This is a genomic window from Variovorax sp. PAMC26660 (assembly GCF_014302995.1).
Lineage (GTDB): Bacteria > Pseudomonadota > Gammaproteobacteria > Burkholderiales > Burkholderiaceae_C > Variovorax.
The window spans coordinates 2,799,989-2,824,101 of record NZ_CP060295.1; the positions used below are offsets into that span (position 1 = coordinate 2,799,989).

General features: G+C 67.2%; 24 protein-coding genes. 9 read left to right on the top strand and 15 right to left on the bottom strand.

Annotated elements, in window-relative coordinates; all coding sequences use genetic code 11:
* Positions 1 to 13: 13 nt before the first annotated feature.
* A complete protein-coding gene (locus H7F35_RS13515) occupies positions 14 to 817 on the bottom strand; it encodes an exodeoxyribonuclease III (RefSeq protein WP_187113350.1) in 804 nt (267 codons plus the stop codon).
* Between the two features lie 13 nt (positions 818 to 830).
* On the opposite strand from H7F35_RS13515, the gene pyrE reads away from it, so the two are divergent.
* A complete protein-coding gene (gene pyrE / locus H7F35_RS13520) occupies positions 831 to 1,514 on the top strand; it encodes an orotate phosphoribosyltransferase (protein WP_007838033.1) in 684 nt (227 codons plus the stop codon).
* A 12-nt stretch (positions 1,515 to 1,526) separates the two neighbouring features.
* A complete protein-coding gene (locus tag H7F35_RS13525; RefSeq protein WP_187113351.1) occupies positions 1,527 to 2,222 on the top strand; it encodes a DUF4124 domain-containing protein in 696 nt (231 codons plus the stop codon).
* A 111-nt stretch (positions 2,223 to 2,333) separates the two neighbouring features.
* On the opposite strand, the gene gatB is transcribed toward H7F35_RS13525, so the two are convergent.
* From gatB to gatC, 3 genes are read right to left on the bottom strand one after another with little or no spacing between them, the layout of a single operon-like run.
* Positions 2,334 to 3,824 carry an Asp-tRNA(Asn)/Glu-tRNA(Gln) amidotransferase subunit GatB gene (gene gatB, locus H7F35_RS13530; RefSeq protein ID WP_187113352.1) on the bottom strand — a complete coding sequence of 497 codons (1,491 nt, stop codon included), beginning with the start codon at positions 3,822 to 3,824 and terminating at the stop codon, positions 2,334 to 2,336.
* A 1-nt stretch (position 3,825) separates the two neighbouring features.
* Positions 3,826 to 5,316, bottom strand: coding sequence for an Asp-tRNA(Asn)/Glu-tRNA(Gln) amidotransferase subunit GatA (gatA, locus tag H7F35_RS13535; protein WP_187113353.1), 1,491 nt, complete (start codon positions 5,314 to 5,316; stop codon positions 3,826 to 3,828).
* Positions 5,316 to 5,615, bottom strand: a complete 300-nt coding sequence (gene gatC, locus H7F35_RS13540) for an Asp-tRNA(Asn)/Glu-tRNA(Gln) amidotransferase subunit GatC (RefSeq protein ID WP_187113354.1) — start codon at positions 5,613 to 5,615, stop codon at positions 5,316 to 5,318. Before gatC ends, gatA begins: the two co-directional genes overlap by 1 nt.
* Positions 5,616 to 5,829: 214 nt before the next feature.
* Here gatC and H7F35_RS13545 point away from each other — a divergent pair, with 214 nt between their 5' ends.
* From H7F35_RS13545 to mrdA, 4 genes are all read left to right on the top strand, one after another.
* Positions 5,830 to 6,873, top strand: a complete 1,044-nt coding sequence (locus H7F35_RS13545; RefSeq protein ID WP_013538761.1) for a rod shape-determining protein — start codon at positions 5,830 to 5,832, stop codon at positions 6,871 to 6,873.
* A gap of 87 nt (positions 6,874 to 6,960) precedes the next feature.
* Positions 6,961 to 7,920: a rod shape-determining protein MreC gene (gene mreC, locus H7F35_RS13550; protein ID WP_187113355.1), complete on the top strand. Its 960-nt coding sequence runs from the start codon at positions 6,961 to 6,963 to the stop codon at positions 7,918 to 7,920.
* Entirely contained in the window at positions 7,917 to 8,438 is a 522-nt protein-coding gene (gene mreD / locus H7F35_RS13555; protein WP_187113356.1) for a rod shape-determining protein MreD, read from the top strand. Before mreC ends, mreD begins: the two co-directional genes overlap by 4 nt.
* Before the next feature lie 57 nt (positions 8,439 to 8,495).
* Positions 8,496 to 10,466, top strand: coding sequence for a penicillin-binding protein 2 (gene mrdA, locus H7F35_RS13560; protein WP_187113357.1), 1,971 nt, complete (start codon positions 8,496 to 8,498; stop codon positions 10,464 to 10,466).
* Between the two features lie 58 nt (positions 10,467 to 10,524).
* On the opposite strand, the gene fahA is transcribed toward mrdA, so the two are convergent.
* The 6 genes from fahA to H7F35_RS13590 all read right to left on the bottom strand — a co-directional run bounded on the left by fahA (position 10,525) and on the right by H7F35_RS13590 (position 17,108).
* The gene (fahA, locus tag H7F35_RS13565) at positions 10,525 to 11,790 is read right to left on the bottom strand and encodes a fumarylacetoacetase (RefSeq protein ID WP_187113358.1); all 1,266 of its coding nucleotides are present in this window, start codon (positions 11,788 to 11,790) and stop codon (positions 10,525 to 10,527) included.
* Between the two features lie 22 nt (positions 11,791 to 11,812).
* A complete protein-coding gene (locus H7F35_RS13570; protein WP_187113359.1) occupies positions 11,813 to 12,793 on the bottom strand; it encodes a Bug family tripartite tricarboxylate transporter substrate binding protein in 981 nt (326 codons plus the stop codon).
* Positions 12,790 to 14,100 carry a homogentisate 1,2-dioxygenase gene (hmgA, locus tag H7F35_RS13575; protein WP_187113360.1) on the bottom strand — a complete coding sequence of 437 codons (1,311 nt, stop codon included), beginning with the start codon at positions 14,098 to 14,100 and terminating at the stop codon, positions 12,790 to 12,792. Before hmgA ends, H7F35_RS13570 begins: the two co-directional genes overlap by 4 nt.
* A gap of 51 nt (positions 14,101 to 14,151) precedes the next feature.
* The gene (locus H7F35_RS13580) at positions 14,152 to 14,361 is read right to left on the bottom strand and encodes a DUF2783 domain-containing protein (protein WP_261803619.1); all 210 of its coding nucleotides are present in this window, start codon (positions 14,359 to 14,361) and stop codon (positions 14,152 to 14,154) included.
* Positions 14,358 to 15,995 carry an FAD-dependent oxidoreductase gene (locus H7F35_RS13585; RefSeq protein WP_187113361.1) on the bottom strand — a complete coding sequence of 546 codons (1,638 nt, stop codon included), beginning with the start codon at positions 15,993 to 15,995 and terminating at the stop codon, positions 14,358 to 14,360. Before H7F35_RS13585 ends, H7F35_RS13580 begins: the two co-directional genes overlap by 4 nt.
* Positions 15,996 to 16,148: 153 nt before the next feature.
* On the bottom strand, positions 16,149 to 17,108 hold the full coding sequence (locus H7F35_RS13590) for an MBL fold metallo-hydrolase (protein WP_187113362.1): 960 nt from the start codon (positions 17,106 to 17,108) through the stop codon (positions 16,149 to 16,151).
* A 158-nt stretch (positions 17,109 to 17,266) separates the two neighbouring features.
* Here H7F35_RS13590 and H7F35_RS13595 point away from each other — a divergent pair, with 158 nt between their 5' ends.
* The 3 genes from H7F35_RS13595 (at position 17,267) to H7F35_RS13605 (ending at position 19,993) form a co-directional block, all read left to right on the top strand.
* The gene (locus H7F35_RS13595) at positions 17,267 to 18,130 is read left to right on the top strand and encodes an IclR family transcriptional regulator (protein ID WP_187113363.1); all 864 of its coding nucleotides are present in this window, start codon (positions 17,267 to 17,269) and stop codon (positions 18,128 to 18,130) included.
* A complete protein-coding gene (locus H7F35_RS13600) occupies positions 18,127 to 18,873 on the top strand; it encodes an SIR2 family NAD-dependent protein deacylase (RefSeq protein WP_187113364.1) in 747 nt (248 codons plus the stop codon). The genes H7F35_RS13595 and H7F35_RS13600 overlap by 4 nt, the downstream gene beginning before the upstream one ends.
* 103 nt (positions 18,874 to 18,976) lie before the next feature.
* The gene (locus H7F35_RS13605) at positions 18,977 to 19,993 is read left to right on the top strand and encodes a hypothetical protein (protein WP_187113365.1); all 1,017 of its coding nucleotides are present in this window, start codon (positions 18,977 to 18,979) and stop codon (positions 19,991 to 19,993) included.
* Between the two features lie 133 nt (positions 19,994 to 20,126).
* Here H7F35_RS13605 and H7F35_RS13610 read toward each other — a convergent pair whose 3' ends face one another.
* The 5 genes from H7F35_RS13610 to H7F35_RS13630 are packed head-to-tail and all read right to left on the bottom strand — an operon-like array spanning position 20,127 to position 24,070.
* A complete protein-coding gene (locus H7F35_RS13610; protein ID WP_187113366.1) occupies positions 20,127 to 20,348 on the bottom strand; it encodes a hypothetical protein in 222 nt (73 codons plus the stop codon).
* A 24-nt stretch (positions 20,349 to 20,372) separates the two neighbouring features.
* Positions 20,373 to 21,062 (bottom strand): ABC-type transport auxiliary lipoprotein family protein, encoded by a 690-nt coding sequence (locus H7F35_RS13615; protein ID WP_187113367.1) that lies wholly within the window; start codon positions 21,060 to 21,062, stop codon positions 20,373 to 20,375.
* Between the two features lie 18 nt (positions 21,063 to 21,080).
* Positions 21,081 to 22,040: an MlaD family protein gene (locus H7F35_RS13620; RefSeq protein WP_187113368.1), complete on the bottom strand. Its 960-nt coding sequence runs from the start codon at positions 22,038 to 22,040 to the stop codon at positions 21,081 to 21,083.
* A 13-nt stretch (positions 22,041 to 22,053) separates the two neighbouring features.
* Positions 22,054 to 22,899 carry an ABC transporter ATP-binding protein gene (locus tag H7F35_RS13625; RefSeq protein ID WP_187113369.1) on the bottom strand — a complete coding sequence of 282 codons (846 nt, stop codon included), beginning with the start codon at positions 22,897 to 22,899 and terminating at the stop codon, positions 22,054 to 22,056.
* A 4-nt stretch (positions 22,900 to 22,903) separates the two neighbouring features.
* Positions 22,904 to 24,070, bottom strand: coding sequence for an MlaE family ABC transporter permease (locus H7F35_RS13630; protein WP_187113370.1), 1,167 nt, complete (start codon positions 24,068 to 24,070; stop codon positions 22,904 to 22,906).
* Positions 24,071 to 24,113: the final 43 nt, after the last annotated feature.

The following is a 24,113-nucleotide window of genomic DNA, read 5'->3' on the forward strand; positions in this document are numbered from 1 at the left end:
GGCGGCGGGCGACTTACAGGGTGAAGTCGTACTCCACCGTGATCGGTGCGTGGTCGCTGAACTTGATGGTCTTGTAGATGGCCTCGGTGCGTGCCAGCGCGCCCATCGCCGGCGTGGCCAGGTGGTAGTCCAGCCGCCATCCCACGTTGTTGGCGTAGGCCTGGCCGCGGTTGCTCCACCAGGTGTAGGCCTCGTCGGTGGTCTCGGGCTTGAGCTTGCGGTACACGTCCACCAGGCCCGCGCCGTCGGTGCCGGCGTCCAGCAGCTTGGTCATCCAGGCGCGTTCTTCGGGCAGGAAGCCGCTGTTCTTCTGGTTGCCGCGCCAGTTCTTCAGGTCGATCTGCTGGTGCGCGATGTTGATGTCGCCGCACAGGACGAACTCGCGCTCTTTCTTGAGCGCCAGCAGGTGCGGAAAGAAGCCCTTGAGAAAGCGGAACTTGGCGGCCTGCCGCTCTTCGCCCGAGCTGCCACTCGGGAAGTAGCAGCTGATGACCGAGAACTTGCGTTTGGGCGTGTCGAAACGCAGTTCGAGGTAGCGGCCTTCGGCGTCGAATTCGGCATCGCCCCAGCCGACCACGACCTGGCTCGGTGCGTGCTTGCTGTAGACCGCGGTGCCGGCGTAGCCTTTCTTTTCAGCAAAATGAAAGTGGCCCTTCAGGCCGGCCAACTCCTCGAAGCGGCCCTCGACGTCGCTGGCCTGGACCCGGATCTCCTGCATGCAAATACAATCCGGCGCAAGTTCGGCCACCCAGTCGGCCACGCCTTTGTTGGCGGCCGAACGCAGGCCATTGAGATTGAGACTGGTCAGTTTGAACACAAGGAAATTCCCGATGGCTGTAGATGGTGAGAAAAGCAGCGCGGTCGCACAGGACTTCGTCCAGTTTGCGTTGGATGCCGGCGTACTGCGCTTCGGCGAATTCAAGACAAAAGCCGGTCGGATGAGTCCTTATTTCTTCAATTCGGGGCTCTTCGACGACGGCGGCAAGATCGCGCGTCTCGCGGGATTCTATGCAGACCGGCTGATCGAGAGCGGCCTTGAATTCGACATGATCTTCGGCCCCGCCTACAAGGGCATCCCGCTGGGCGCCACTGTGGCCGCCGAGCTGGCCCGCCGGGGCCGCAACTACCCCTTTGCCTACAACCGCAAGGAAGCCAAGGCGCACGGCGAAGGCGGCAACCTCGTGGGCGCGCCGCTCAAGGGCCGCGTGCTGATCGTCGACGACGTGATGTCGGCCGGCACCGCGGTGCGCGAGTCGATCGCCGCCATCCAGGCGGCCGGCGCCACCCCGCATGCCGTGGCCATCGCGCTCGACCGGCAGGAGAAGGCCACCGAGAACGGCGTCGACGTGGACCACAGCGCCGTGCAGTACGTGCGCAACCAACTCGGCCTGTCGGTGATTGCCATCGCCACGCTGGACGACCTGCTGAGCTACCTTTCGGGCAATGCGGCGGCCGACCTTGGCGCGCACCGCGAACGCGTGCTGGCTTACCGCACGCGCTACGGCGCCAGCTGAGGCACGACGCCGATGCACACGCGCGATCACGGCAAGCCGACCCGCCTGCTGGCGGTGGCATCGACAACAACATCCCTGCTGCTGCTGGCCGCGTTCTGCGGCACGGTGCATGCGCAGCAGAAGACAGACGGCCCCGCTGCAGGCATCTTCACCTGCACCGACGCACGCGGCCGCACGTTGACAGCCGATCGGCCGATTGCCGAATGCAACGACCGCGAACAGCGCGAGCTGAACCCCAGTGGCTCCATCCGCCGCAAGGTCGAGCCCACCTACACGGCGCGCGAATTGGCCGAGCGTGAAGACCGTGCGCGCGAAGCCGCCATCCAGACGGCGCGCATCACCGACGAGCGCCGCCGCGAGCGCGCATTGCTGGTGCGCTACCCGAACGCCGCCACGCACGACCGCGAGCGCAACGAGGCGCTGGTGCAGATCGATGCGGTGATCCAGGCGGCGAAGAAGCGCATTGCCGAGCTGGGCGAAGACCGCAAGAAGATCGACGAGGAGCTGGAGTTCTACAAGGCGGACACGAGCAAGGCGCCCGGTGCGGTGCGCCGCAAGCTCGAGGACAACACGCAGAGCGTGGCGGTGCAGAACCGCTTCATTGCCGAGCAGGATGAAGAGAAGAAGCGCGTGAATGCACGCTTCGATGAAGAGCGCGGGCGTTTGAAGGCGCTCTGGTCGCCGCAGAACGGCGGCACACCACGATAAGGGCTCGCCCCCAGGCTTCGCGCACTTCGTGTCGCTTCTCCAACCCCCTGCCGGGGGCACCACCAGCGGCCCGGCAAAGCCGGTTCCGCGGTGGTTCACGAAGGGACTGGATCAGCCCAGCTTTGCCTTGAGCAATTCGGTGACCTGCGCCGGGTTCGCCTTGCCCCCGCTGGCCTTCATGACCTGACCCACGAGGCCGTTGAGCGCCTTCTCCTTGCCGCCGCGGTATTCCTCGACGTTCTTCGCGTTCTTGGCAATCACCTCGTCGAGGATCTTGTCGAGCGCGCCGGTGTCGGCCATCGGCTTCAGGTCCTTGGCTTCGATGATCGCGTCGACGTCGCTGCCTTCGCCGGTCCACAGCGCATCGAACACCTGGCGCGCCGCGTTGTTCGGCAGCGTGCCGTCGGCGACGAGCTTCAACAACTGGGCCAGTTGCAGTGCCTTGACGGGCGCGGCTTCGATGCCGATTTCGGCGGCGTTCAGGCGGCGTGCCATCTCGCCGGTGATCCAGTTGCTCGCGAGCTTGGGCGAGGCGCCCGCGCTCACGGCTTCATCGAAATAACGTGCGAGCGCCGTGCTCTGCGTGAGCTGCGCTGCGTCGTATTCGGACAGGCCGTGGTCGCGCACATAGCGCTCGGCCATGGCGCGCGGAAGTTCGGGCATCGTGGCCTTCACGCGCTCGATCCACTCGGCCGCAATCACCAGCGGCGGCAGGTCGGGGTCGGGGAAGTAGCGGTAGTCGGCCGAGTCTTCCTTGGCACGCATCGCGCGCGTCTCGCCCGTGTCGGCGTTGAACAGCACGGTGGCCTGCTCGATCTTGCGGCCGTCCTCGATCTCTTCGATCTGCCAGCGGATCTCGTAGTCGATCGCCTGCTGCATGTGCTTGAAGCTGTTCAGGTTCTTGATCTCGCGCCGCGTGCCGAGCTTGTCGCCAGGCTTGCGCACCGACACGTTGGCGTCGCAACGGAAACTGCCTTCCTGCATGTTGCCGTCGCAGATGCCGATCCACGTGACGATCTTGTGCAGTTCCTTCGCGTAGGCCACGGCCTCGGCGGTGGAGCGCATGTCGGGCTCGGTCACGATCTCCAGCAGCGGCGTGCCGGCGCGGTTCAGGTCGATGCCGCTCTGGCCGATGAAGTTCTCGTGCAGCGACTTGCCCGCGTCTTCTTCGAGGTGGGCACGCACGAGGCGCACGGTCTTGTGCTCTTCACCGAGGAAGAACGAGACCGAACCGCCCTGCACCACAGGGATCTCGAACTGGCTGATCTGGTAGCCCTTGGGCAGGTCGGGGTAGAAATAATTCTTGCGTGCGAACACGCTGCGCGGCGCGATGTGCGAGCCCAGCGCCAAGCCCAGCTTGATGGCGCGTTCGACCGCGCCCTTGTTCATCACGGGCAGCGTGCCGGGCAGCGCCAGGTCGACCGCGCAGGCCTGTGTGTTGGGCTCGGCACCGAAGGCGGTGGAAGCACGGCTGAAGATCTTGCTCGCGGTCGACAGTTGCGCGTGCGTCTCGAAGCCGATGATGACTTCATAGCCACGCACCAGCGGACCGGTCGGGCGGCCCTGTTGTTGTGCTTCGAATGTGTTCACGGTCTCGCTCATCTCAGAAGCCCTCCGGCGTGCGTGCGTGCCAGTCGGTGGCTTGTTGGAAGCGGTGCGCTGTGTTCAGCAGCTTCGCTTCGCCGAAGTAGTTGCCGATCAGTTGCAGGCCCACGGGCATGCCGCTGTCGAAGCCTGCGGGCACGCTCATGCCGGGCAGGCCGGCCAGCGATGCGGGCAGCGTGAAGATGTCGGCGAGGTAGTCGGCCACGGGGTCGTCGCCGTGCTCTCCGATCTTCCACGCGGTGGTCGGCGCGGCCGGGCCGGCGATCACGTCGCACTGCTTGAAGGCCTGCTGGAAGTCGTCGGCGATCATGCGGCGCACCTTCTGCGCCTGCAGGTAGTAGGCGTCGTAATAGCCGTGCGACAGCACGTAGGTGCCGATCATGATGCGGCGCTTGACTTCATCGCCAAAGCCTTCGGCGCGCGTGCGCTCGTACATGTCGGACAGGTCCTTGTACTGCTTGGCGCGGTGGCCGAACTTGACGCCGTCGAAGCGGCTCAGGTTGCTCGACGCTTCGGCCGCAGCCAGGATGTAGTACACGGGAATCGACAGCTCGGTGCGCGGCAGCGACACCTCGACGCGCTTGGCACCGAGTTTTTCATACTGCAACAGCGCTGCATCAATCGCCGCGCGCACACCGGGTGCCACGCCTTCGCCGAAGAACTCCTTCGGCACGCCGATGCGCAGGCCTTCGAGCGAATCGTTCAGCGAGCGGCTGAAGTTCTCTGCGGGCTTGTCGAGCGAGGTCGAATCGCGGTCCAGATCGGGGCCGCAGAAGGCCGACAGCAGCAGCGCGCAGTCTTCGGCCGAGCGGGCCATCGGGCCGGCCTGGTCGAGGCTCGATGCGAAGGCCACCATGCCGTAGCGCGAGGCGCGGCCGTAGGTCGGCTTGATGCCGGTCACGCCGCAGAACGAGGCGGGTTGGCGGATCGAGCCGCCGGTGTCGGTGCCGGTGGCCGCAGGTGCGAGGCGCGCTGCAACAGCCGCCGCGCTGGCGCCTGAAGAGCCGCCCGGAATGCGTTCGCGGTTCCACGGGTTTTGCACCGGCACGGCCTTGTCGTGGCCGACAGCGGGCACGGCGACGTTCTCGTTGGCCGAGCCCATCGCGAATTCGTCGCAGCTCAGCTTGCCGAGCGTGACCGCACCGGCTTCGGCCAGGCGGCGCACCACGGTCGCGTCGAAAGGCGAGCGGTAGCCCGCGAGCATCTTCGAGCCGGCGGTGGTGGCGAAGTCGGTGGTGACGAAGATGTCCTTGTGCGCGATCGGCACGCCGGTCAGCGCGGGCGCGTTGCCCGCTGCAATTTGCGCATCGGCCGCACGGGCCTGGGCCAGCGTGACTTCTTCGTCGACGGCCACGAAAGTGCCGAGCGACTCGTGCGCCTTCATGCGGTCCAGGAAAACCTGCGAGGCCTCGACGGCCGAAACCTTGCGGTCGGCCAGCGCCTTGGCCAGCGCAACCACACTCAATTGGTGCAATTCACCGCTGCTCATTATTCGATCACCTTGGGCACGAGGAACAGGCCGGCTTCGACGGCCGGGGCGCTCTTCTGGTTGGCTTCGCGGTTGTCGGGCTCGCTCACCACGTCGTCGCGAAGACGCAAGGTGATGTCCTCGATGGCCGCCACGGGATGGGCCAGCGGCTCGACGCCTTCGGTGTCCACCGAACGCATGCGTTCGACCAGATCGAAAAAGCCGTTGATCTGGCTGAGCATGCGCTCGCTTTCGTCAGGAGCAAGCTGCAGCCTCGCCAGCGAGGCAATGCGCGCAATATCGGAAGCAGATAGTGACATAGGGTCGGATGGCTAAAAAAGCCGAGGTAATCGCACGCCGAAGAGGGTGCTAATACAGGAATCAGAGGGGATTCGGGTATTATCCCGCCTTTGCCGCAACCCCCGCGAACGCGCCGGCTTTTGCGTCAAAAACGATCAATTCACCCCGTCAAACGACCCAAAAACAGAGCGACGACCTGCCGATGTGCAGGCCGTGCTCCAGAGGATTTCGCACATGTTTGGAGCTTTCCGTCGGTACTTTTCCACCGACCTTGCGATCGATCTCGGCACCGCCAACACCCTGATATTTGCCCGTAACAAGGGCATCGTGCTGGACGAGCCTTCGGTGGTCGCCATTCGCCACGAAGGTGGCCCCCACGGCAAGAAGGTGATTCAGGCCGTCGGCCGCGAGGCCAAGGCCATGCTGGGCAAGGTGCCCGGCAACATCGAGGCGATCCGCCCGATGAAGGACGGCGTCATTGCCGACTTCGTGATCACCGAGCAGATGATCAAGCAGTTCATCAAGATGGTGCACCCGCGCACGCTGCTCACGCCGAGCCCGCGCATCATCATCTGCGTGCCCTGCGGCTCGACCCAGGTCGAGCGCCGCGCCATCAAGGACGCGGCCGAAGCCGCCGGCGCCACCTCCGTCTACCTCATCGAAGAACCCATGGCCGCGGCCATCGGCGCCGGCCTGCCCGTCAGCGAAGCCTCGGGCTCGATGGTGGTGGACATCGGCGGCGGCACCACCGAAGTGGGCGTCATCAGCCTGGGCGGCATGGTCTACAAGGGCTCCGTGCGCGTGGGCGGCGACCGCTTCGACGAAGCCATCATCAACTACATCCGCCGCAACTACGGCATGCTGATCGGCGAGCCGACGGCCGAAGTCATCAAGAAGACCATCGGCTCGGCCTTCCCGGGCTCCGAAGTCAAGGAGATGGAAGTCAAGGGCCGCAACCTGTCCGAAGGTGTGCCGCGCAGCTTCACCATCAGCAGCAACGAAGTGCTGGAAGCCCTGACCGATCCGCTCAACAACATCGTCTCGGCCGTGAAGAACGCGCTGGAGCAGACGCCGCCCGAACTGGGCGCCGACATTGCCGACCGCGGCATGATGCTCACCGGCGGCGGCGCCCTGCTGCGCGACCTCGATCGCCTGCTGGCCGAGGAAACCGGCCTGCCGGTGCTCGTGGCCGAAGACCCGCTGACCTGCGTGGTACGCGGTTGCGGCATCGCCCTGGAGCGCATGGACCGCCTCGGCAGCATCTTCACGAGCGAGTAAACAGGCTGCTGCCCTCATCGGCCGGCCTCTGCTTGCGCGGGCCGGCTTTTTGTTATTTGATTCCGCACCACAGCCGGGTCTGAATTCATGCCTCTGGGCACGCTCGATCGCACAGCGCCACCCCTGTTCAACCAGGGGCAGTCGGCACTCAGCAAGCTGATCTTCTTCGGCGCGCTGTCGCTCTTCCTGATGGTGGCCGATGCACGCTTTCATATCGTGCAGCCGATCCGTGCTGGGCTCGGCGCGGTGCTCTATCCGGTGCAATGGGTGGCGCTCAAGCCGGTGCAGATCATGATGGGCGGCGGACGCTACCTCGAAGACCTGCAGACTGCGCAGCGCAACGAGGCCGATGCCCGCAAGGCGCTGATGATGCAGGCCGAGCGCGCCAGCCAGGCCGACACGCTGGCACAGGACAACGCCCGCCTGCGCGAGCTGCTCGAACTGCGCCAGACCACGCAGACGCCGGGCCGCGCGGCCGAGGTGCTCTATGACGCCGCCGACCCCTACACCCGCAAGATCGTCATCGACCAGGGCATGACCCAGGGTGTGGCGGCCGGCTCGCCGGTGATCGACGCACGCGGCGTGCTGGGCCAGGTCACGCAGGTGCTGCCCTTCACGAGCGAGGTCACGCTGGTGATCGACCGCGACCTCGCCATTCCCGTGCAGAACACCCGCACCGGCGTGCGCAGCGTGGCCTTCGGCGATGCCTCGGCCCACGGCGGCGGCCTGGAGCTGCGCTTCATGGCGGCCAACGCCGACCTGCAGGAAGGCGACCTGCTGTCCACCAGCGGCGTCGACGGCATCTACCCGGCCGGCCTGCCGGTCGCGAAGATCGAACGCATCGAACGCCGCGCCGACTCGGCCTTTGCCCGCATCTACTGCATGCCCCTCGCCCATGTGACGGCCGCGCGCTACGTGCTGGTGCTCGAACCCACCGGCGCCCCCACGGCACCGCCGCCCGCCGCACCTGTGACCACCCAGCGCAAGCGGCCCGACGGCAAGCCCGGTGCCGGCAAGAACGAAAAGAAGCCCGGAGAACGCCGATGATCAAGCGACCCGGCCAGCAGCAGCTTTTGCTGCCCGTCAGCCCGCTCTTCATGTGGACCAGCCTCATCGTGGCGCTGCTGGTCAACATGGTGCCGATCGGCCGTGCCGTCTGGATGCCTGACCTGCTGGCGCTGGTGATCGTGTTCTGGGGCGTGCACCAGCCCGCGCGCGTGGGCATCGGCGCGGCCTTCGTGTTCGGCCTGTGCATGGACGTGCACCAGTCGTCGATGCTGGGCCAGCATGCGCTGTCCTACACCACGCTGGGCTTCTTCGCGATCACGATCCACCGGCGCCTGCTGTGGTATCCGGTGCTGTCGCAGGCGCTGCAGGTGCTGCCGCTCTTTGCGCTGTCGCAGCTGATCGAGGTCATCACGCGCATGATCGGCGGCGGCGTGTTCCCGGGCTGGACGGTGCTGATCTCGCCGGGCATCGAGGCCGCGCTCTGGCCGCTGGCTTCGGCCCTCTTGCTGGCGCCGCAACGCCGCACGCCGGAACCCGACGAGAACCGACCTCTCTAATTCAGGCCCGCTGCCGCATTTGCCTTCGCACTGGCACGCGCCTAAGCTCCTTCCGCCATGACCGAAATCCGCAACGTCGCTGCCGACCTCGCGCGCTTCAAGCGCCGTGTGATCGTGATCGGCATGGTGGTGCTGTTCGCGTTCAGTTTGCTGTGCGCGCGGCTGGTCTACCTGCAGGTCACGCGGCATGAAGACCTGGCCGAGCAGGCCGAGAGCAATCGCACGGCCATCGTGCCGGTGGTGCCCAACCGGGGCCTGATCCTCGACCGCAACGGGATCATCCTGGCCTCGAACTACTCGGCCTACACGCTGGAGATCACGCCCTCGAAGGTGGGCGATGTCGAGGAAACCATCGACAGCCTGACGCAGGTGCTCGAAGTTTCGCCGCGCGACCGCCGCCGCTTCAAGCGCCTGCGCGAAGACTCGCGCAGCTTCGACTCCATTCCGATCCGCACCCGCCTGAGCGACGAAGAAGTGGCGCGCTTCGCGGCCCAGCGCTATCGCTTCCCGGGCGTGGAAATCAAGGCGCGCCTGTTCCGCAACTACCCGCAGGGCGAGCTGGCCTCCCACGTGCTCGGCTACATCGGCCGCATCAACCAGCGCGAGAAGACCGCGATGGAAGACTGGGACGAGGACGAGCAGGCCAACTACAAGGGCACCGACTACATCGGCAAGCTGGGCATCGAGCAGAGCTACGAGAAGACGCTGCACGGCCAGACCGGCGTCGAGCAGATGGAAACCTCGGCCGGCGGCCGTGCCGTGCGTCGCCTGGCGAGCCATCCGGCCACGCCCGGCAACACGGTGATGCTGTCGCTCGACATCAAGCTGCAGAAGCTGGTGGAAGACATGTTCGGCGAGCGGCGCGGCGCGGTGGTGGTCATCGACCCCAAGACAGGCGAAGTGCTGGCCTTCGTGAGCAAGCCCACCTTCGACCCGAACCTGTTCGTCGAAGGCATCGACACCGAGAGCTGGGCGGCGCTGACCGAATCGCTCGACAAGCCGCTGCTGAACCGCGCGCTGCGCGGCACCTACCCACCCGGCTCCACCTACAAGCCCTTCATGGCGCTGGCAGCGCTGCAGACCGGCAAGCGCGGCCCCAGCGTGGTGGTGAACGACCCCGGCTACTTCAACTTCGGCGGCCACCGCTTCGGCAGCCCCGAAGGCAACCTGGGCGGCGTCGACATGCGCCGCGCGATCCAGTTGTCGAGCAACATCTATTTCTATTCGCTGGCCAACGAGATGGGCGTGGACATGATCCACGACGCCATGAAGCCGCTGGGCTTCGGCCAGATCACCGGCATCGACCTGGGCGGCGAAGTGCGCGGCGTGCTGCCGAGCACCGAGTGGAAGCGCAACGCCTACAAGCGGCCCGAGGCCAAGAAGTGGTACGCGGGCGAAACCATCTCGCTGGGCATCGGGCAGGGCTACAACGCCTTCACGATGCTGCAACTGGCACAGGCCACGGCCATCGTGGCGGACGGTGGCATCAAGCACAAGCCGCACCTTGTGCTGGCCACGCGCGACACGGTCAGCGGGCAGGTGGTGCCGCTGCCGCAGCCGCTGGCGGAAAACCTCGGCTACACGCCGGCTGCCATCTCGGTGATTCGCGAAGGCCTGACCAGCGTGGTCACCAGCGGCACGGCGCGTGGCGTGTTCGCGGGTGCGCTCTACCAGGCCGCCGGCAAGACCGGCACGGCGCAGGCCGTGACGCAAGCGCAGAACACCAAGTACAACGCACGGGCGCTCGAAGAACATCAGCGCGATCACGCGCTTTTCATGGGCTTCGCGCCGGTCAACGACCCGAAGATCGCCGTGGCGGTGATCGTCGAGAACGCAGGCTGGGGTGCGGGTGCCGCAGCCCCTATCGCGCGCCGCGTGTTCGACTACTGGCTGGCGAACCAGTACCCGAGCGAGGCCGACCTGGCGGCCATGAAGATCGGCAAGGCGACCGCGCCGATCGGCAAGCCGCGCGTGGCGAGCGAAGTGGCGTGGCCGGCGGCTGCGAGCACGGTGGCGCCGGCGCCCTGATCCTCGCTTCTCGTGTTGTTCCCTCTCCCTCTGGGAGAGGGAGGAATACCAAGGGGCCTTAAACCACCGTACCGGCGACTTCACCCAGGCCGATGCGAACAGCCCCCGCGCGCTCGCAGTAGCCGCGCATGATCAGCGTGTCACCGTCTTCCAGAAACGTCCGCTTCTCGCCGTTCGGCAGCGTGATCGCCTGCTTGCCACCCAGCGTGAGTTCCATCAGCGAACCGGCTTCATCGGGCTTGGGCCCCGACAGCGTGCCCGAGCCCAGCAGGTCGCCTGGCTGCAGGTTGCAGCCGTTCACCGTGTGGTGCGTGATGAGCTGCGCGGCAGTCCAGTAGGCGGCTTCGGTGGTGTTGCCGCGCGTCAGGCGCGCGGGCGCTTCGCCGGCCGCGCGCATCTTCGCGGTCAGCAGCAGCACTTCGAGCGTGATGTCGAGCGCGCCGCCCTCGCGGTTCGATGCCGAGTCGAGGTACGGCAGCGGTTGCGGATCTTCCGCAGGCCGCTCGAACTTCGCGCGGAACGGGGCCAGCGCTTCCATCGTCACGATCCACGGCGACAGCGTGCTGGCGAAGTTCTTCGCCAAGAAGGGGCCGAGCGGCTGGTATTCCCAGGCCTGCAGATCGCGCGCCGACCAGTCGTTGAGCAGCGTCACGCCGAACAGGTGGTCTTCGGCCTCGCCGATGGCGATGGGCTCGCCCAGCGCATTGCCCTGGCCGACCAGGAAGCCCAGCTCCAGTTCGTAGTCGAGGCGCTTGGAAGGACCGAAGCTAGGCGCGACCGCATCGGGCGCCTTGGTCTGGCCCTGCGGGCGCTTGAAGGTCTGGCCGCTCACGCCGATGGACGAGGCGCGGCCGTGGTAGCCGATGGGCACCCACTTGTAGTTGGGCATCAGCGGCTGGTCGGGGCGGAACAGCTTGCCGATGGTGGTCGCGTGGTGAATGCCGGTGTAGAAGTCGGTGTAGTCGCCGATGCGGCAAGGCACGGTCATCTCGGCCTTGGCCTGCGCCAGCAGCGCCTTCGACCATGCGGCCTGCTTGTCGCTGCCTTCGGCAAGACCCGCGGAGATCGCGGCGCGCAGCGCCTGGCGGTCTTTCACCGAGGCGCTCATCAGCGCGTTCATGTCGTCGGTGTCAATCAGGCCTGCAGCCTTCAGGTCCAGCACCTGGTCGCCGATGGCCACGCCGACGCGAAAGCCTTCGCTGCTGCCGGCGGTGCGGAAGCGGCCGAAGGGCAGGTTCTGGATCGGGAAGTCGGTGCCGGCTTCATTGGCCGAGGCGACCCAGCTGCGCAGCTTCGGGTCATGGGTGGCGTTGAGTGCGGTCATGTCTGTCTTTCTGTGAATCTGTTCAGTCGGCGCTCATGCCGGCTTTCTTGGCGACTTCGCCCAGGCGCTTGTATTCGGTCTCGGTCAGCGTCGTCAGCTCCTGCGCCGTCGAGCCGCGCGGCGAGAAGCCCGCTTGCTGCAGCTTGGCCTTCACGTCGGGCATTGCCAGCGCTTCGACGAAGGCTTCGTTCAGGGCCTTCACGATCGGCGCCGGCAGCTTCGCGGGTCCGTACACGCCGAACCACGGGTCGAGCGCATAGCCCTTGAGCCCGGCTTCGGCCATCGTCGGCACATCGGGCAATGAAGGCGAGCGCTTGGGGCCCGCCACCGCCAGCGCGCGCAGCTTGCCGGACTGGATGTGCGGCAATGACGCCGGCAGGTTGTCGAACATCGCGCCGATGTTGTTGCCCAGCATGTCGGTGATGGCCGGGCCGCTGCCCTTGTAGGCCACGTGCACGAGGTCGGTGCCCGTCATCTGCGCGAACATCACGCCGGCCAGGTTCATCGAGGTGCCGGCGCCCGCGGTGGCGTAGGGCAGGCCGGGGTTCTTCTTCGCGGCTGCGATCAGGTCGGCCACCGATTTCACCGGCGAGGCGGCCGGCACTTCGAGCACGATGGTCGAGGTGCCCAGCAGGCTGATGGCGGTGAAGTCCTTGCGTGGGTCGAAGGCCATCGACTTGTAGATGTGCGGGTTCAGCGCATTGGTCGAGATGGCGCCGAAGCCGATGGTGTAGCCATCGGGCGCGGCCTTGGCCACGGCGTCCATGCCGATGTTGCCGCCCGCGCCGCCGCGGTTGTCGATCAGCACCGGCTGGCCCAGCTTCTCCGAGACCTTCTGGCCCACGGTGCGCGCCACCAGGTCGGTGGTGCCGCCGGGGCTGTAGGGCACGACGAAGCGGATGGGCTTGGACGGGTAGTCGGCAGCCTGTGCGAAGAAGGGCACTGCGAGCAGGGCGACGGCCGCGGCGCGGCGCGTGATGACGAAAGCGGTTTTCTTGTTCATGCTTTGAATTGGTCTTTCAGGCCGGCCCAGCAGTCGGCGTAGTCGGTGTCGAGCGCAGGGCTTTGGAGGGCGAAGTGGGTGGGAATGAATCGGTAGCGGCTCTCGAACATGAAGGCCAGTGTGTTGTCCAGCTTGTGCGGCTTGAGGTCGGCGTGCGTGGCCTTGTCGAAGGCCTCTTCGTCGGGGCCGTGCGGCACCATGCAGTTGTGCAGGCTCGCGCCACCGGGCTTGAAGCCGCCCGGCTTGGCGTCGTATTCGCCCAGCACCAGGCCCATGAACTCGCTCATGAGGTTGCGGTGGAACCATGGCGGACGGAAGGTGTTTTCCATCACCATCCAGCGCGGCGGGAAGATCACGAAGTCGCAGTTGGCGGTGCCGGGCGTGTCGCTGGGCGAGGTCAGCACGGTGAAGATCGACGGATCGGGATGGTCGAAGCTGATCGAGCCGATGGCCATGAAATGCGCGGTGTCGTATTTCAGCGGTGCGAGGTTGCCGTGCCAGGCGACCACGTTGAAGGGCGACTGCCTGGCCGGTGCCTTCCAGAAGCGGCCGGCGAATTTCTTGACCAGTTCGTAGGCGCCTTCCTCTGTCTCGAACGCCGCCACGGGCGCCTGGAAGTCGCGTGCGTTGGCCAGGCCGTTCGAGCCGATCGGGCCCAGCTCGGGCAGGCGGAAATGCGCGCCGTAGTTCTCGCAGACATAGCCGCGCGAGAGGCCATCGGGCAGCGCGACCTTGAAGGCCATGCCGCGCGGCAGCAGCGCGATTTCGCCGGGCTTGACATCGAGCACGCCGAGTTCGGTCGTGATGACGAGGCGGCCCTGCTGCGGCACCACCAGCATCTCACCGTCGGCGTTGACGAAGGCGCGGCGCTCCATCGAGCGGCCGGCCAGGTACATCAGCGAACCGATGCCGACCTGCGACTCGGCGTCGCCGTTGGCCGCGATCGTGTACATGCCGTCGATGAAGTCGGCCCCGGCGGCGCCGTCCAGCGGCTGCGGATGCCAGCGCAGCGGCTCGGGCGGCAGCGCGATCTCGCGGTCGGCGCCGGTGGTCCAGTGCGGCTGCGCATAGGGTTGGTAGCGGCCCGACACCACCGAGGGCTGGCGGCGGTACAGCCAGGTGCGGCGGTTCTCGTGGCGCGGCGCGGTGAAGGCCGTGCCCGAGATCAGCTCGGTGTACAGGTCGAACGGCCCGCGCTGCGGGTTGTTGCGGCCCTGGGGCAGGGCACCGGCCACGGCCTCGGAGGCGTATTCGTTGCCGAAGCCGCTCTGGTAGCGCCGCTCTGTGGCGGGGGAGGGTTGGGTCATGGTGTTTCTCTTTCGAAAATCGCGATGAGGTTGGAGTGCGTGCGTGTCGGATCAGCTGGCGCGCGCGGCGTCGAACGCTTCGCGCAGCACGGCGAGCGAGCCGACGTGGTTGGCCAGCACGAGCACGAGCCGTGCGTTGAAGGCGTGGCTTTCTTCGGTGGAAAGCCCCTGGTGCGCCTCGATCAGCGCCTCGTAGAAATCGTCGGGCGCGTCGAGGTTCGGCGTGGTGATCAGTGCCTGCTGTTGTTGCATCGCGTTCATGCCTTTGCCAGTGCGCGGTGGGTCGCCGCGCGGATGTGGTCCGCCGTGGGCTGCCGCCAGCGCGCGCACACGTGCTGGTCGGGTCGCAGGAGGTAGACAGTACCGGGTTGTGCGTCGTAGCGCTGCGCCGCGAGTTCGCCGGCGGGCGTGGTGGCCTGCACCTGCACGATGTGCAGCGCAACGTCGCTGGCCTTCAGCGCCTGGAGGCTGCGCGCGGCCGCGTCGCCGGTGCCGAACACCAGAGCCGTGAACTGCGCGACATGGCATTCGCGCAGCAGCCAGCCGGTGCTGCCGTCGGCGCGCACCACGGGTGCGTCGGCCGCCGCGGCGCCGGGCACCATCGCGCCCGCGAAGGCTTCGGCATCCGGCGTGTTGAGCGGCGAATCGCGCAGCACCGTGGCCACCGAGAGCCGTCCGCTGTTGACCAGCGTGCGTGCGAAGGCGTGGCGGCGGGTCAGCTCCAGCACCGCGTCGCGAAAGAGCCGGCTCACGTCGCTCTTGGGCGTGATGAAGTCGGTGGCGCGCGTCGAGTTGCGGATGTTCTCGTCGGCCGCGAACTCGCGCTCGCTGGCGTAGCTGTCGAGCAGCGCATCGGGTGCGGCGCCCTGCACCACGGCCGCGAGCTTCCAGGCGAGGTTGTCCGCGTCCTGCACGCCCGAGTTGGCGCCGCGCGCGCCGAAGGGCGACACGCCGTGCGCCGAGTCGCCCGCGAACAGCACGCGACCATGGCGGAAGTGCGCCATGCGCTGGCAGGCGAAGGTGTAGACGCTGGCCCAGCCGATCTGGAACTGCACGCCCTCGAAACCGATGCTGTCGAGCAGCGCGCGCACGCGCGGCGTGATGTTCTCGGGCTTGCGCTCTTCCACCGGGTCGGCGTCCCAGCCGAGCTGGAAGTCCACGCGCCACATGCCGTCGGCCTGCTTGTGCAGCAGCACGCTCTGGCCGGGGTGGAACGAAGGGTCGAACCAGAAGCGGCGCTCGGTGGGGAGCTGCGCGTCCATGGTGATGTCGGCGATCAGGAAGCGGTCGCGGAAGGTGCGGCCCTTGGCTTCCTGGCCCAGCAACTGGCGCAGGTTGGAGCGCGAGCCGTCGCAGGCGGCGACGTAATCGGCGGCCAGTTGGTAGTTGCCGTCGGGCGTCTCGACCGTGAGCACGGCGCCGTCGCCCTGTTGTTCGATGCCGGTCACCTTGTGGTTCCAGCGCAGGTCGATCAGCGGCAGGGCGGCCACGCGTTCGACGAGGTAGCCCTCGACGTAGTACTGCTGCAGGTTGATGAAGGCCGGGCGCTCGTGGCCGGGCTCTGGCAGCAGGTCGAAGCGGTAGACCTGCTCGTCATGGAAGAACACCTTGCCGACATTCCACGACACGCCCTTTTCGACCATGCGGTCGCCGCAGCCCAGGCGGTCGAACACTTCGAGCGTGCGCTTGGCGAAGCAGATCGCGCGCGATCCGCTGGACAGGGTGGTGTCGTTGTCGAGCAGCACCACCGGAACCTGGCGCAGCGCGAGGTCGATCGCGAGCGTGAGGCCGACGGGGCCGGCGCCCACGATCACTACGGGGTGGTGGGCAGGGGTGGCCGCGTCCTGGTCGGCGTGGCGTTGGTAGTCGAAGCGCAGACTTTGATAGTCGATCACGTGTTGTCTCCGTGTCTTTTGTGTCTTTGTCTTGCTCCTTCCCCCTTTGGGGGAAGGTTGGGATGGGGGCAAGCAGCTGTCGATGCAGCGCGGCGTTCAAGGCCGTCAGCCCCCACCCCAACCCTCCCCCGGAAGGGGAGGGAGAAATACCGATCAGCCTTCCAGCGCCTTCCACATATCGATGTCCCGCTGCGCCGTCCACACGCGCGGGTCCGCATGGCCCGAGGCTTCGTCGTACGCACGGCTCACGTCGAAGGGCATGCAGTGGTCGAAGATCACCCACTGGCTGTACTTGGGCTTGAGCTTGGCGTAGGTGTCCTTGTAGACCGCGTTCAGGTCACGGCCGGCCTTCACGCCTTCCTGCACGCTGGCATACACGTCGGAGATGAAATTGCGCGTGCCGGTCAGGCCCTCGGCCACGGCTTCGGGCGTGGTCAGTGCGGCGCCGCGGCCCGGCACCAGTGCGGCCGGCTTGAGGGCCGCGATGTTGTCCAGCGTCTGCGGCCAGTCCTTGAAGTAGGCGTCGCCGGCGTACGGCGTGGCACCGAACTCGACCAGGTCGCCCGACAGCAGCGTGCGTTCCTGCGGCAGCCAGACGACGGTGTCGCCCTTGGTGTGGCCGCGGCCGAGCTGGATGAGCTGCACTTCGAGCTTGCCCAGCCACAGCGTCATCTTGCCGGTGAAGGTCATGGTGGGCCAGGTCAGGCCCGGGGGCACGGTCTCGACGTTCTGGAACAGGCGCGGGAAGCGGCCGATTTCGCTGGCCTTGTCTTCTTCGCCGCGCTCGACGATCAGGTCGCGCGTGTCCTGGCTGGCCAGCACGTGTTCGGCGCCGTAGCCCGCCGCGCCCAGCACGCGCACCGCGTGGTAATGCGTGAGCACCACGTACTTGATGGGCTTGTCGGTCACTTCGCGGATGCGGCGCACCACGTCGGCGGCCATGGCGGGCGTGGCCTGGGTGTCGGCCACCAGCACGCAGTCGTCGCCAATGATGATGCCGGTGTTCGGGTCGCCTTCGGCGGTGTACGCCCAGGCGTGTTCCGAGATCTGGCTGAAGGTGATCGTCTTCTCTTCCATGTCGGCCTGGCTGGCGAACTTCTTGGCTTGGCTCATCGTGTGTCTCCGGTTTGTGGGTGGGGTATCTGGTTCGGCGAAAAGATTCGTTTAGGGCGAACGAATTCGCGGATAACGAATTTCCGAAGTGTAAGCGGCGGATCAGTTCATGTCTAATCCCTTCTTCATGAACGAACAATCAGACGGCAAGGCGGGCCATGGCAGCGAATGACACCGACCGCGCCCAGCGCGGCATCCAGAGCATCGAGGTCGGCGGCCAGCTGCTGCGCGCGCTGGTGCACCACGGCCGGCCGATGGCGCTGAAAGACCTCGCGCGCGAGGCCGACATGACGGCCGCCAAGGCGCATCCGTACATGGTGAGCTTCGGGCGCCTGGGCCTGATCGAGCAGGACCGCGCCAGCGGCCACTATCTGCTCGGGCCGCTGGCCTTGCAACTGGGGCTGATCAGCCTGCAGCAGGCCGACCCGGTGCACATCGCCACGCCGCTGATCGGCCAACTGGCCCAGCAGATCGGCCACACCGTGGCGCTGGCCGTGTGGGGCGCGCGCGGCGCGACCATCGTGCGCACGGCCGAGTCGCCGTCACCGGTGCATGTGAACATGCGGCACGGCACGGTGTTCTCGCTCACCAACACCGCCTCGGGCCGCGTCTTTGCCACTTACCTGGATGCCGCCGTGGTGCGGGCGCTGCTCGAAGAAGAGCGCCAGCGCCAGAAGCCGCGAAAGGGCGCTGCAGAGCCCGCCCCGCCCCCCGGCATGCCGCCGGTGCAGCCGCTGCCTTCCTGGAGCGACTTCGAGCGCCAGCTCCAGGAAGTGCGCGACCACGGCATCAGCCGCTCCGACGGCGAGGTGATCGAGGGCGTGAGCGCCATGGCCGCACCGGTGTTCGACCACACCGGCGCCATCGTGCTGGCCGTGACCGCCATCGGCCCGGCCGGCATCTTCAACACCGCGTGGGACGGCGAGATTTCGCGCGCCCTCAAGGCCTGCGCGGACACCGTCTCCCAGCGGCTGGGCGCCACCGTTGCCCCGGCCGCCGGTCTTTCCAGAACCGAACGATGACGCCAGTCAGCCTCGATACATCTCTTTCTTCTTCTCTCGATGCGGCCATCGCGTTGCTGCGCGACGCCCGGCGCGTCGTGGTCTTCTCCGGCGCCGGCTTGTCGCGCGCCTCGGGCATCCCGACTTACCGCGACGCCGACGGTCTCTGGAAGAGCCAGAACGCCCTGCAGTTCTCCCACGCCGAAGACCTGCAGCGCGACCCGGCCGGCTTCACGAAATTCTGGGCGCAGCGCCTGTCGGTGGTCGAGTCGGCCCAGCCCAATCCGGGTCACGACGCGCTGGCGCAACTGCAAAGGCTGCGCCCCGCCACGCGGCTGGTCACGCAGAACGTCGACGGCCTGCTGACGCTGGCTGGCGGACAGGACGTGCTCGAACTGCACGGCTCGCTGCGCCGCTGGCGCTGCGACCACTGCGGCAACCGCAGCGGCCCGTGGCCCTTTCACCGTTGCTTGCGCTGCGGCTCGCACGCGCGGCCCGACGTCGTGATGTTCGGCGAAATGCTCAATTCCGGCGTGCTGCTCGATGCCCAGATGGCGGCGCAGGAGTGCGATCTGTTCCTGGTGGTCGGCAGCACGACCATCGTCTACCCGGCCGCCGAGCTGCCGCAGACCGCGCTGGCCCACGGCGCGAAGCTGGTCACGCTCAACCTGGAGCCGCTGCCGCACCTGGACGATGCGGCCTCGGCGGTGCTGCGCGGGGCGTCGGAAGACCTGCTGCCGCGGCTGCTGGCGGGGCTGGGCTGAAGCCGTTGCACCGACGCGGGGCACTTTCGCCTGGGCGACGGTCTAAACTCGTGCGCCCCACGAGGCGTCGCGAGTTCGCGCTTCCGTATACCTATTTCAAAAGATGACGCCCGCAAAACTCTGGTTGTCGATATTCCTGACGGCCTTTGCCGTCTTCACCGGACTGCTGTTCCAGACGCTGCTCACTCCCGCTGCATATGGTGACCTGGCGCGCATCGGCCGTATTTCCGACTACGACTTCGGCTGGCGCATCGAGCCGCCGCACGTCGAGCCCGAATTGCTGGAGGGCGTTCCCATCGACAAGGCCGACATCGTCGTCATCGGCGACAGCTTCTCGGCCACGTATCGCTGGCAGTCGCGGCTTGTCAAGGCCGGCTACGGCGTGACCACCGTCTTCTGGGACACGATCGACGAACGGCTGTGCGGCGACTTCGACGACTGGCTCGCCAAGGCGGGCTTTCGCGGCAAGCTGGTGATCGTCGAAAGCGTGGAGCGCATCGTCGGCCTGCGGCTGGCCAACTCGAAGGAGTGCGGCAACATGAAGAAGCCGCTCGAGTCGCAGGCCGAGCCGCGCTCGCCGCCGCCCGAGCATGTGCCCGGCTTTGCCTTGAACTGGGACGGGCAGCTCATCTCCGGCTGGCTCACGTCCCAATGCACCCGCGCCGCCATCGCCGGCAGGGTGAACGACGAGTGCGACCAGCAGACCCTGGCCCGCCCCGTGCAGGACGGCTGCCAGCGCTTCAGCCATCGGCGCTGCGACCTGGCGTTGTTCCTGGCGGCCGACCGCGACATGGGAGAAATCACGCCGGAGCACTTGGCGCAGATGCAGGCCTTCACGAAATCGCAGTCGAAGGTGCCGATCCTGTGGATGGTGGTGCCGAACAAATGGACCACCTACCTGGAGCCGACGCATTCGCAGGCTTTCGTGACGGCGCTCAAGCAGACCGACCTGGGGCCGGATCTCTTCAGCTTCACGCAGGAGGAGAAGATGAAGATGCGCGACTTCTACTTCCCGAACGACACCCACATCTCGATGCACGGCCAACTGCTGCTGGGTGATCGCATCCTGCAGGCGGTGCGGCACAAGCTGGGCGCAGCGCCCACGCCTTCAGGCGACTGACAAGGTGTGAATAAACCTACTGCGCGTCCCGATCTCGCACCTGCGGTCCTCACCGTACAAAGTACGGCTGCGGTCCTCGATGCAAGCTCGGGGCGCTCGCTACGGTTTCTTCACACCGTGTGAGCCAGTCGGCTCAGCCTCTTTTGCCGCCCAGCAGCACCAGCGCGCCACCCACAACGATCACGGCGACGCCGGCCCAGACCGGGAAGTTGACGGTCTGCTTTTCCTTCACCGAGAACTCCAGCGGGCCCAGCTTGGCCTGATGGGTTTCCTTCGTGAAGCTGAAGCTGCCCATGCCCAGGGCGGTGATGCCCGCGACGATGAGCAGGATGCCGACGATGCGCGTGACGTTCATGGGGATGGCCCTTCGTTCAGCGGTTTACTGTCGTGGCTGTTGCTTTTGCAACTGATCCACCCACTGCATCACCTCGGCCACGGCACCGTCGCTGGCCGCGATCAACGCCTTCACGCCGCCGGGTGCATCGGCCGTGGGTGCGGGGCGGCGCACGGTGAACATGCGCTGGCCCAGCACGCGGTCGCCGCCGACCGCGCCGCGGATCAGCGTGGCGCGCAGGCGCACCAGGCCGACGCTGCTGCTGGCCGAATCGAAGTAGTGGCTGAACTCGTCGAGCGAGATGCGCAGCGTGTCGGGCACTTCGCCTTTGGCACGCGCGATGGTCGCGCTCTCTTCCGGGCCGAGCACGGTGCGCTGCTGTGCCAACGTGTCGCGCAGCCGCTGGCGCAGCAGTTGCGCGGGCGGCTGGCTCCAGCGCGACTGGCCGTAGGGACGCAGCTCGTTGGCGTCGGCATAGCCCAGGCGGTACAGGATCTGCGTGCCGTCGATGCGCGTGTTGCTCTCGAACTCGGCCAATGCCAGCGTGGGCAGCGTCGCTGCGGCAGGCGCTGCTGCGGCCGGGGCCGTGGCGCCAGGGCCGAAGTCGTACAGCGCCGAGCGCGCGGGCTTGTCGGGCAGCGCGCCGCAGCCGGCGGCCAGCAGCGCGATGCCGAAGAGCGCCACGGCGCCCGCGCGGCGTGCGCGTGTGTTCAGGGTGGATCGAATGGCGTTCATGGTGGTGCTTGCCTTCCCTCAGGGACGCGTGGCCGCCGGCGCGGAAAAGCCGGGCTCGCCCGGGCCCGCGGCCGTGCCGCCGTTGCCGAACAGCAGCGATTGCGGGTTGTCGTTGATGCTGTCCGCCGCGCGGCCCAGCCGGCGCACGGCGTGCGAGGTGTCGTCGGCCACGCGGTTCACGCGCGGCAGCGTGGCCGAGTTGAATGAATCGACTGCCTGCGCCAGCGCCTTGGTGCCGTCGCTCAGGCGTTCGACCGGCCCGTCGGGTGCGTTCAGCCGGCCCACGGTGGTGTTGAAGTTGGTGGCCACGCGCGAGACGTCGCCGGCCGCTTTCTTCACCGAGGCCAGCGTGTCCGGCAGCTTCGTCAGTGCCGGATTCAGGCCCGTCTTCACCGTGCTGTCCAGCGTCTTGAGCAGCGTGTTGGCGCTGGCCGAGGCGGCGGCGATGTTCTCCAGCGCATCGGCCGCGCGCTTCTGGTTGGGGTCGCTCAGCAACTGGTTGGCGCGCTTGGTCACTTCCTCGACCTGGTTGATGATGGCTTCGCCACGGTCCTGCAGTTGCGACAGCATCGAGGGCTTCAGCGGAATGCGCGGCGGGTCGTCGTTGTCGGGCTTCAGGGCCACGGTCGATTCGCCCTTGTCGTCCAGCGCGATGAAGGCCAGGCCGGTCACGCCCTGGTAGCTCAGCGTGGCAAAGCTGGAGGTGGTGAGCGGCACGCGTTCGTCGACGGTGATGCGCACCCGCACGTTGCCCTTGACCTTGGGATCGAAGTCGATCGACGCCACCTTGCCGACCGCGATGCCCCGGTAGCGCACCGTGGCCTGCGGCTGCAGGCCGCTGACGGCCTCGCGCGTGGACAACTCGTAGATGTTGCGCACGGTGTTGTCGCGCGTGAACCAGATCACGAGCCCGACGAGCACGGCGATGAGGCCGAGCACGAAGGCGCCGGCGGCGAGGGCATGGGCCTTGTTTTCCATGGTGGGCTACCTTTCAGCGTGCGCCCGCGCTGGCGGCGGGTGGCGGTGGGGGTGCTTCGGCGGGTTTGTCATGCAGGGCCTCCAGGGCGCGCTGTCCGCGCCCGCCGAGAAAGTATTCGTGAATGAAGGGATGCGGGTAGGCGATGACCTCGCGCGCCGTACCGGTGACGATCACCTTCTGGTCGGCCAGCACCGCGATGCGGGTGCTCAGGTCGAACAGCGTGTCCAGGTCGTGCGTGACCATCACCACCGTCAGGCCCAGCTCGCGGTGCAGGCTGCGCAGCAGGGTGCAGAAGCTGTCGGAGGCCTCGGGGTCGAGGCCGGCGGTGGGCTCGTCGAGCAACAGCAGCGGCGGGTCCATGATGAGCGCGCGCGCCAGCGCCACGCGCTTGATCATGCCGCCCGACAGGTCCGAAGGGCTCATGTTGGCGTGCCGGGGCTCCAGCCCCACCATCTGCAGCTTCACCAGCGCTGCATGGCGGATGAGTTCGTCGGGCAGCAGCTTCAGCTCGCGCAGCGGAAAGGCGATGTTCTCCAGCACGCTGAAGGCCGAGAACAGCGCGCCGTGCTGGAACAGCATGCCCACGTTGGCCGCGCCGGTGGCGCTGAGTTCGCCGGGCGGCTGGCCCAGCACCTCGACCACGCCGCGCGTGGGCTTTTCCAACCCCAGGATCTGGCGCAGCAGCACCGTCTTGCCGGTGCCCGAGCCACCCACCAGCGACAGCACTTCGCCGCGGTCGATGTGCAGGTTCAGGTCGCGGTGCACCACCTGCTCGCCCTCGGCGTTCGTGAACACGGTCCACAGGCCGCGGATGTCGACCACGGCGGTGGGGGTGTCGGCGCGGATGGGCATGCTCATGCGCTCATCCCCGGAACCCGATGCCCTTGAACAGCACCGCAAACAGCGCGTCCACCAGGATCACCGCGGTGATCGAGGTCACGACCGACGAGGTGGTGCCGCGCCCCAGGCTCTCGGTGTTGGGCTTGACCTTCATGCCGAAGTAGCAGCCGATCAGCGCGATCAGGATGCCGAACACCGCCGACTTGGCCATGGCCAGCCACAGGTTCGAGATCGGCACCGCGCGCGGCAGCGCCGACAGAAAGTACGCCGGCGAAATGTCGAGCGCCGCATCGGCCGCCAGCATGCCGCCCGCGAGCGCCGCCATCGAGGTCCAGAGGCTGATCAGCGGCATGGCGATGGCCAGCGCCAGCACGCGCGGCATCACCAGGCGAAAGCCGTGCGGGATGCCCATGACGCGCATCGCGTCGAGTTCTTCGGTCACGCGCATCACGCCGATCTGCGCGGTGATGGCCGAGCCCGAGCGGCCCGCGATCAGCACGGCCGCCAGCACCGGCCCCAGTTCGCGCACCAGCGACAGCCCGAGGATGTTGACCACGAAGGTCTCGGCGCCGTACTGGCGCAGTTGCTGCGAGATCAGGTAGGCCAGCACCACGCCGATCAAGAGGCCAACCAGTGCCGTGATGTGCAGTGCCGTGGCGCCGAACTGGTAGAGGTGCCCGGAGAAGTCGCGCCAGGGGCCGCGGTGCGGGGCTCGGATCAGCTGGCCCACGTCGAGCGCCAACTGGCCGATCAGGCCCGTGAAGTCGCGCATCACATACATGGCGCGCGGACCGTTGTGCGAGAACTCGCGGATGCGGTCGCTCAATGTCTTGGGCGGCTCGCTCGGCGTGGCCACCGTGAACTGCGCCACCTGGTCGAGCACTGCCTTGTGCTGCGGCGACATCTCCAGCGTGGCCGGCCATTCGTGGCGCCAGTGGTCCCATAGCAACTGCGCGCCGATGTGGTCGAGCTGCTCGATGGGGCGCAGGTCCCAGGCGCGGTCTTCGGCGGGCGCGGCGGCCTGCAGGCTCTTCGCCAGTGCCAACCAGGCCGGCTTGGACGACATGCCCAGCGCGGTCCAGCGGCCGCTGGCCACGGTCCACGCGCGGCCGTCCTGTTCTTGCTGCCGCACCAGCGGCATCACACTGCCGGCGGCTGAAACGTCGGCAGGCGACGGTGCATTCGACATGGGGCGCATGAACAGGAAAGTAAACAAAAAGGAGGCAGGGAAG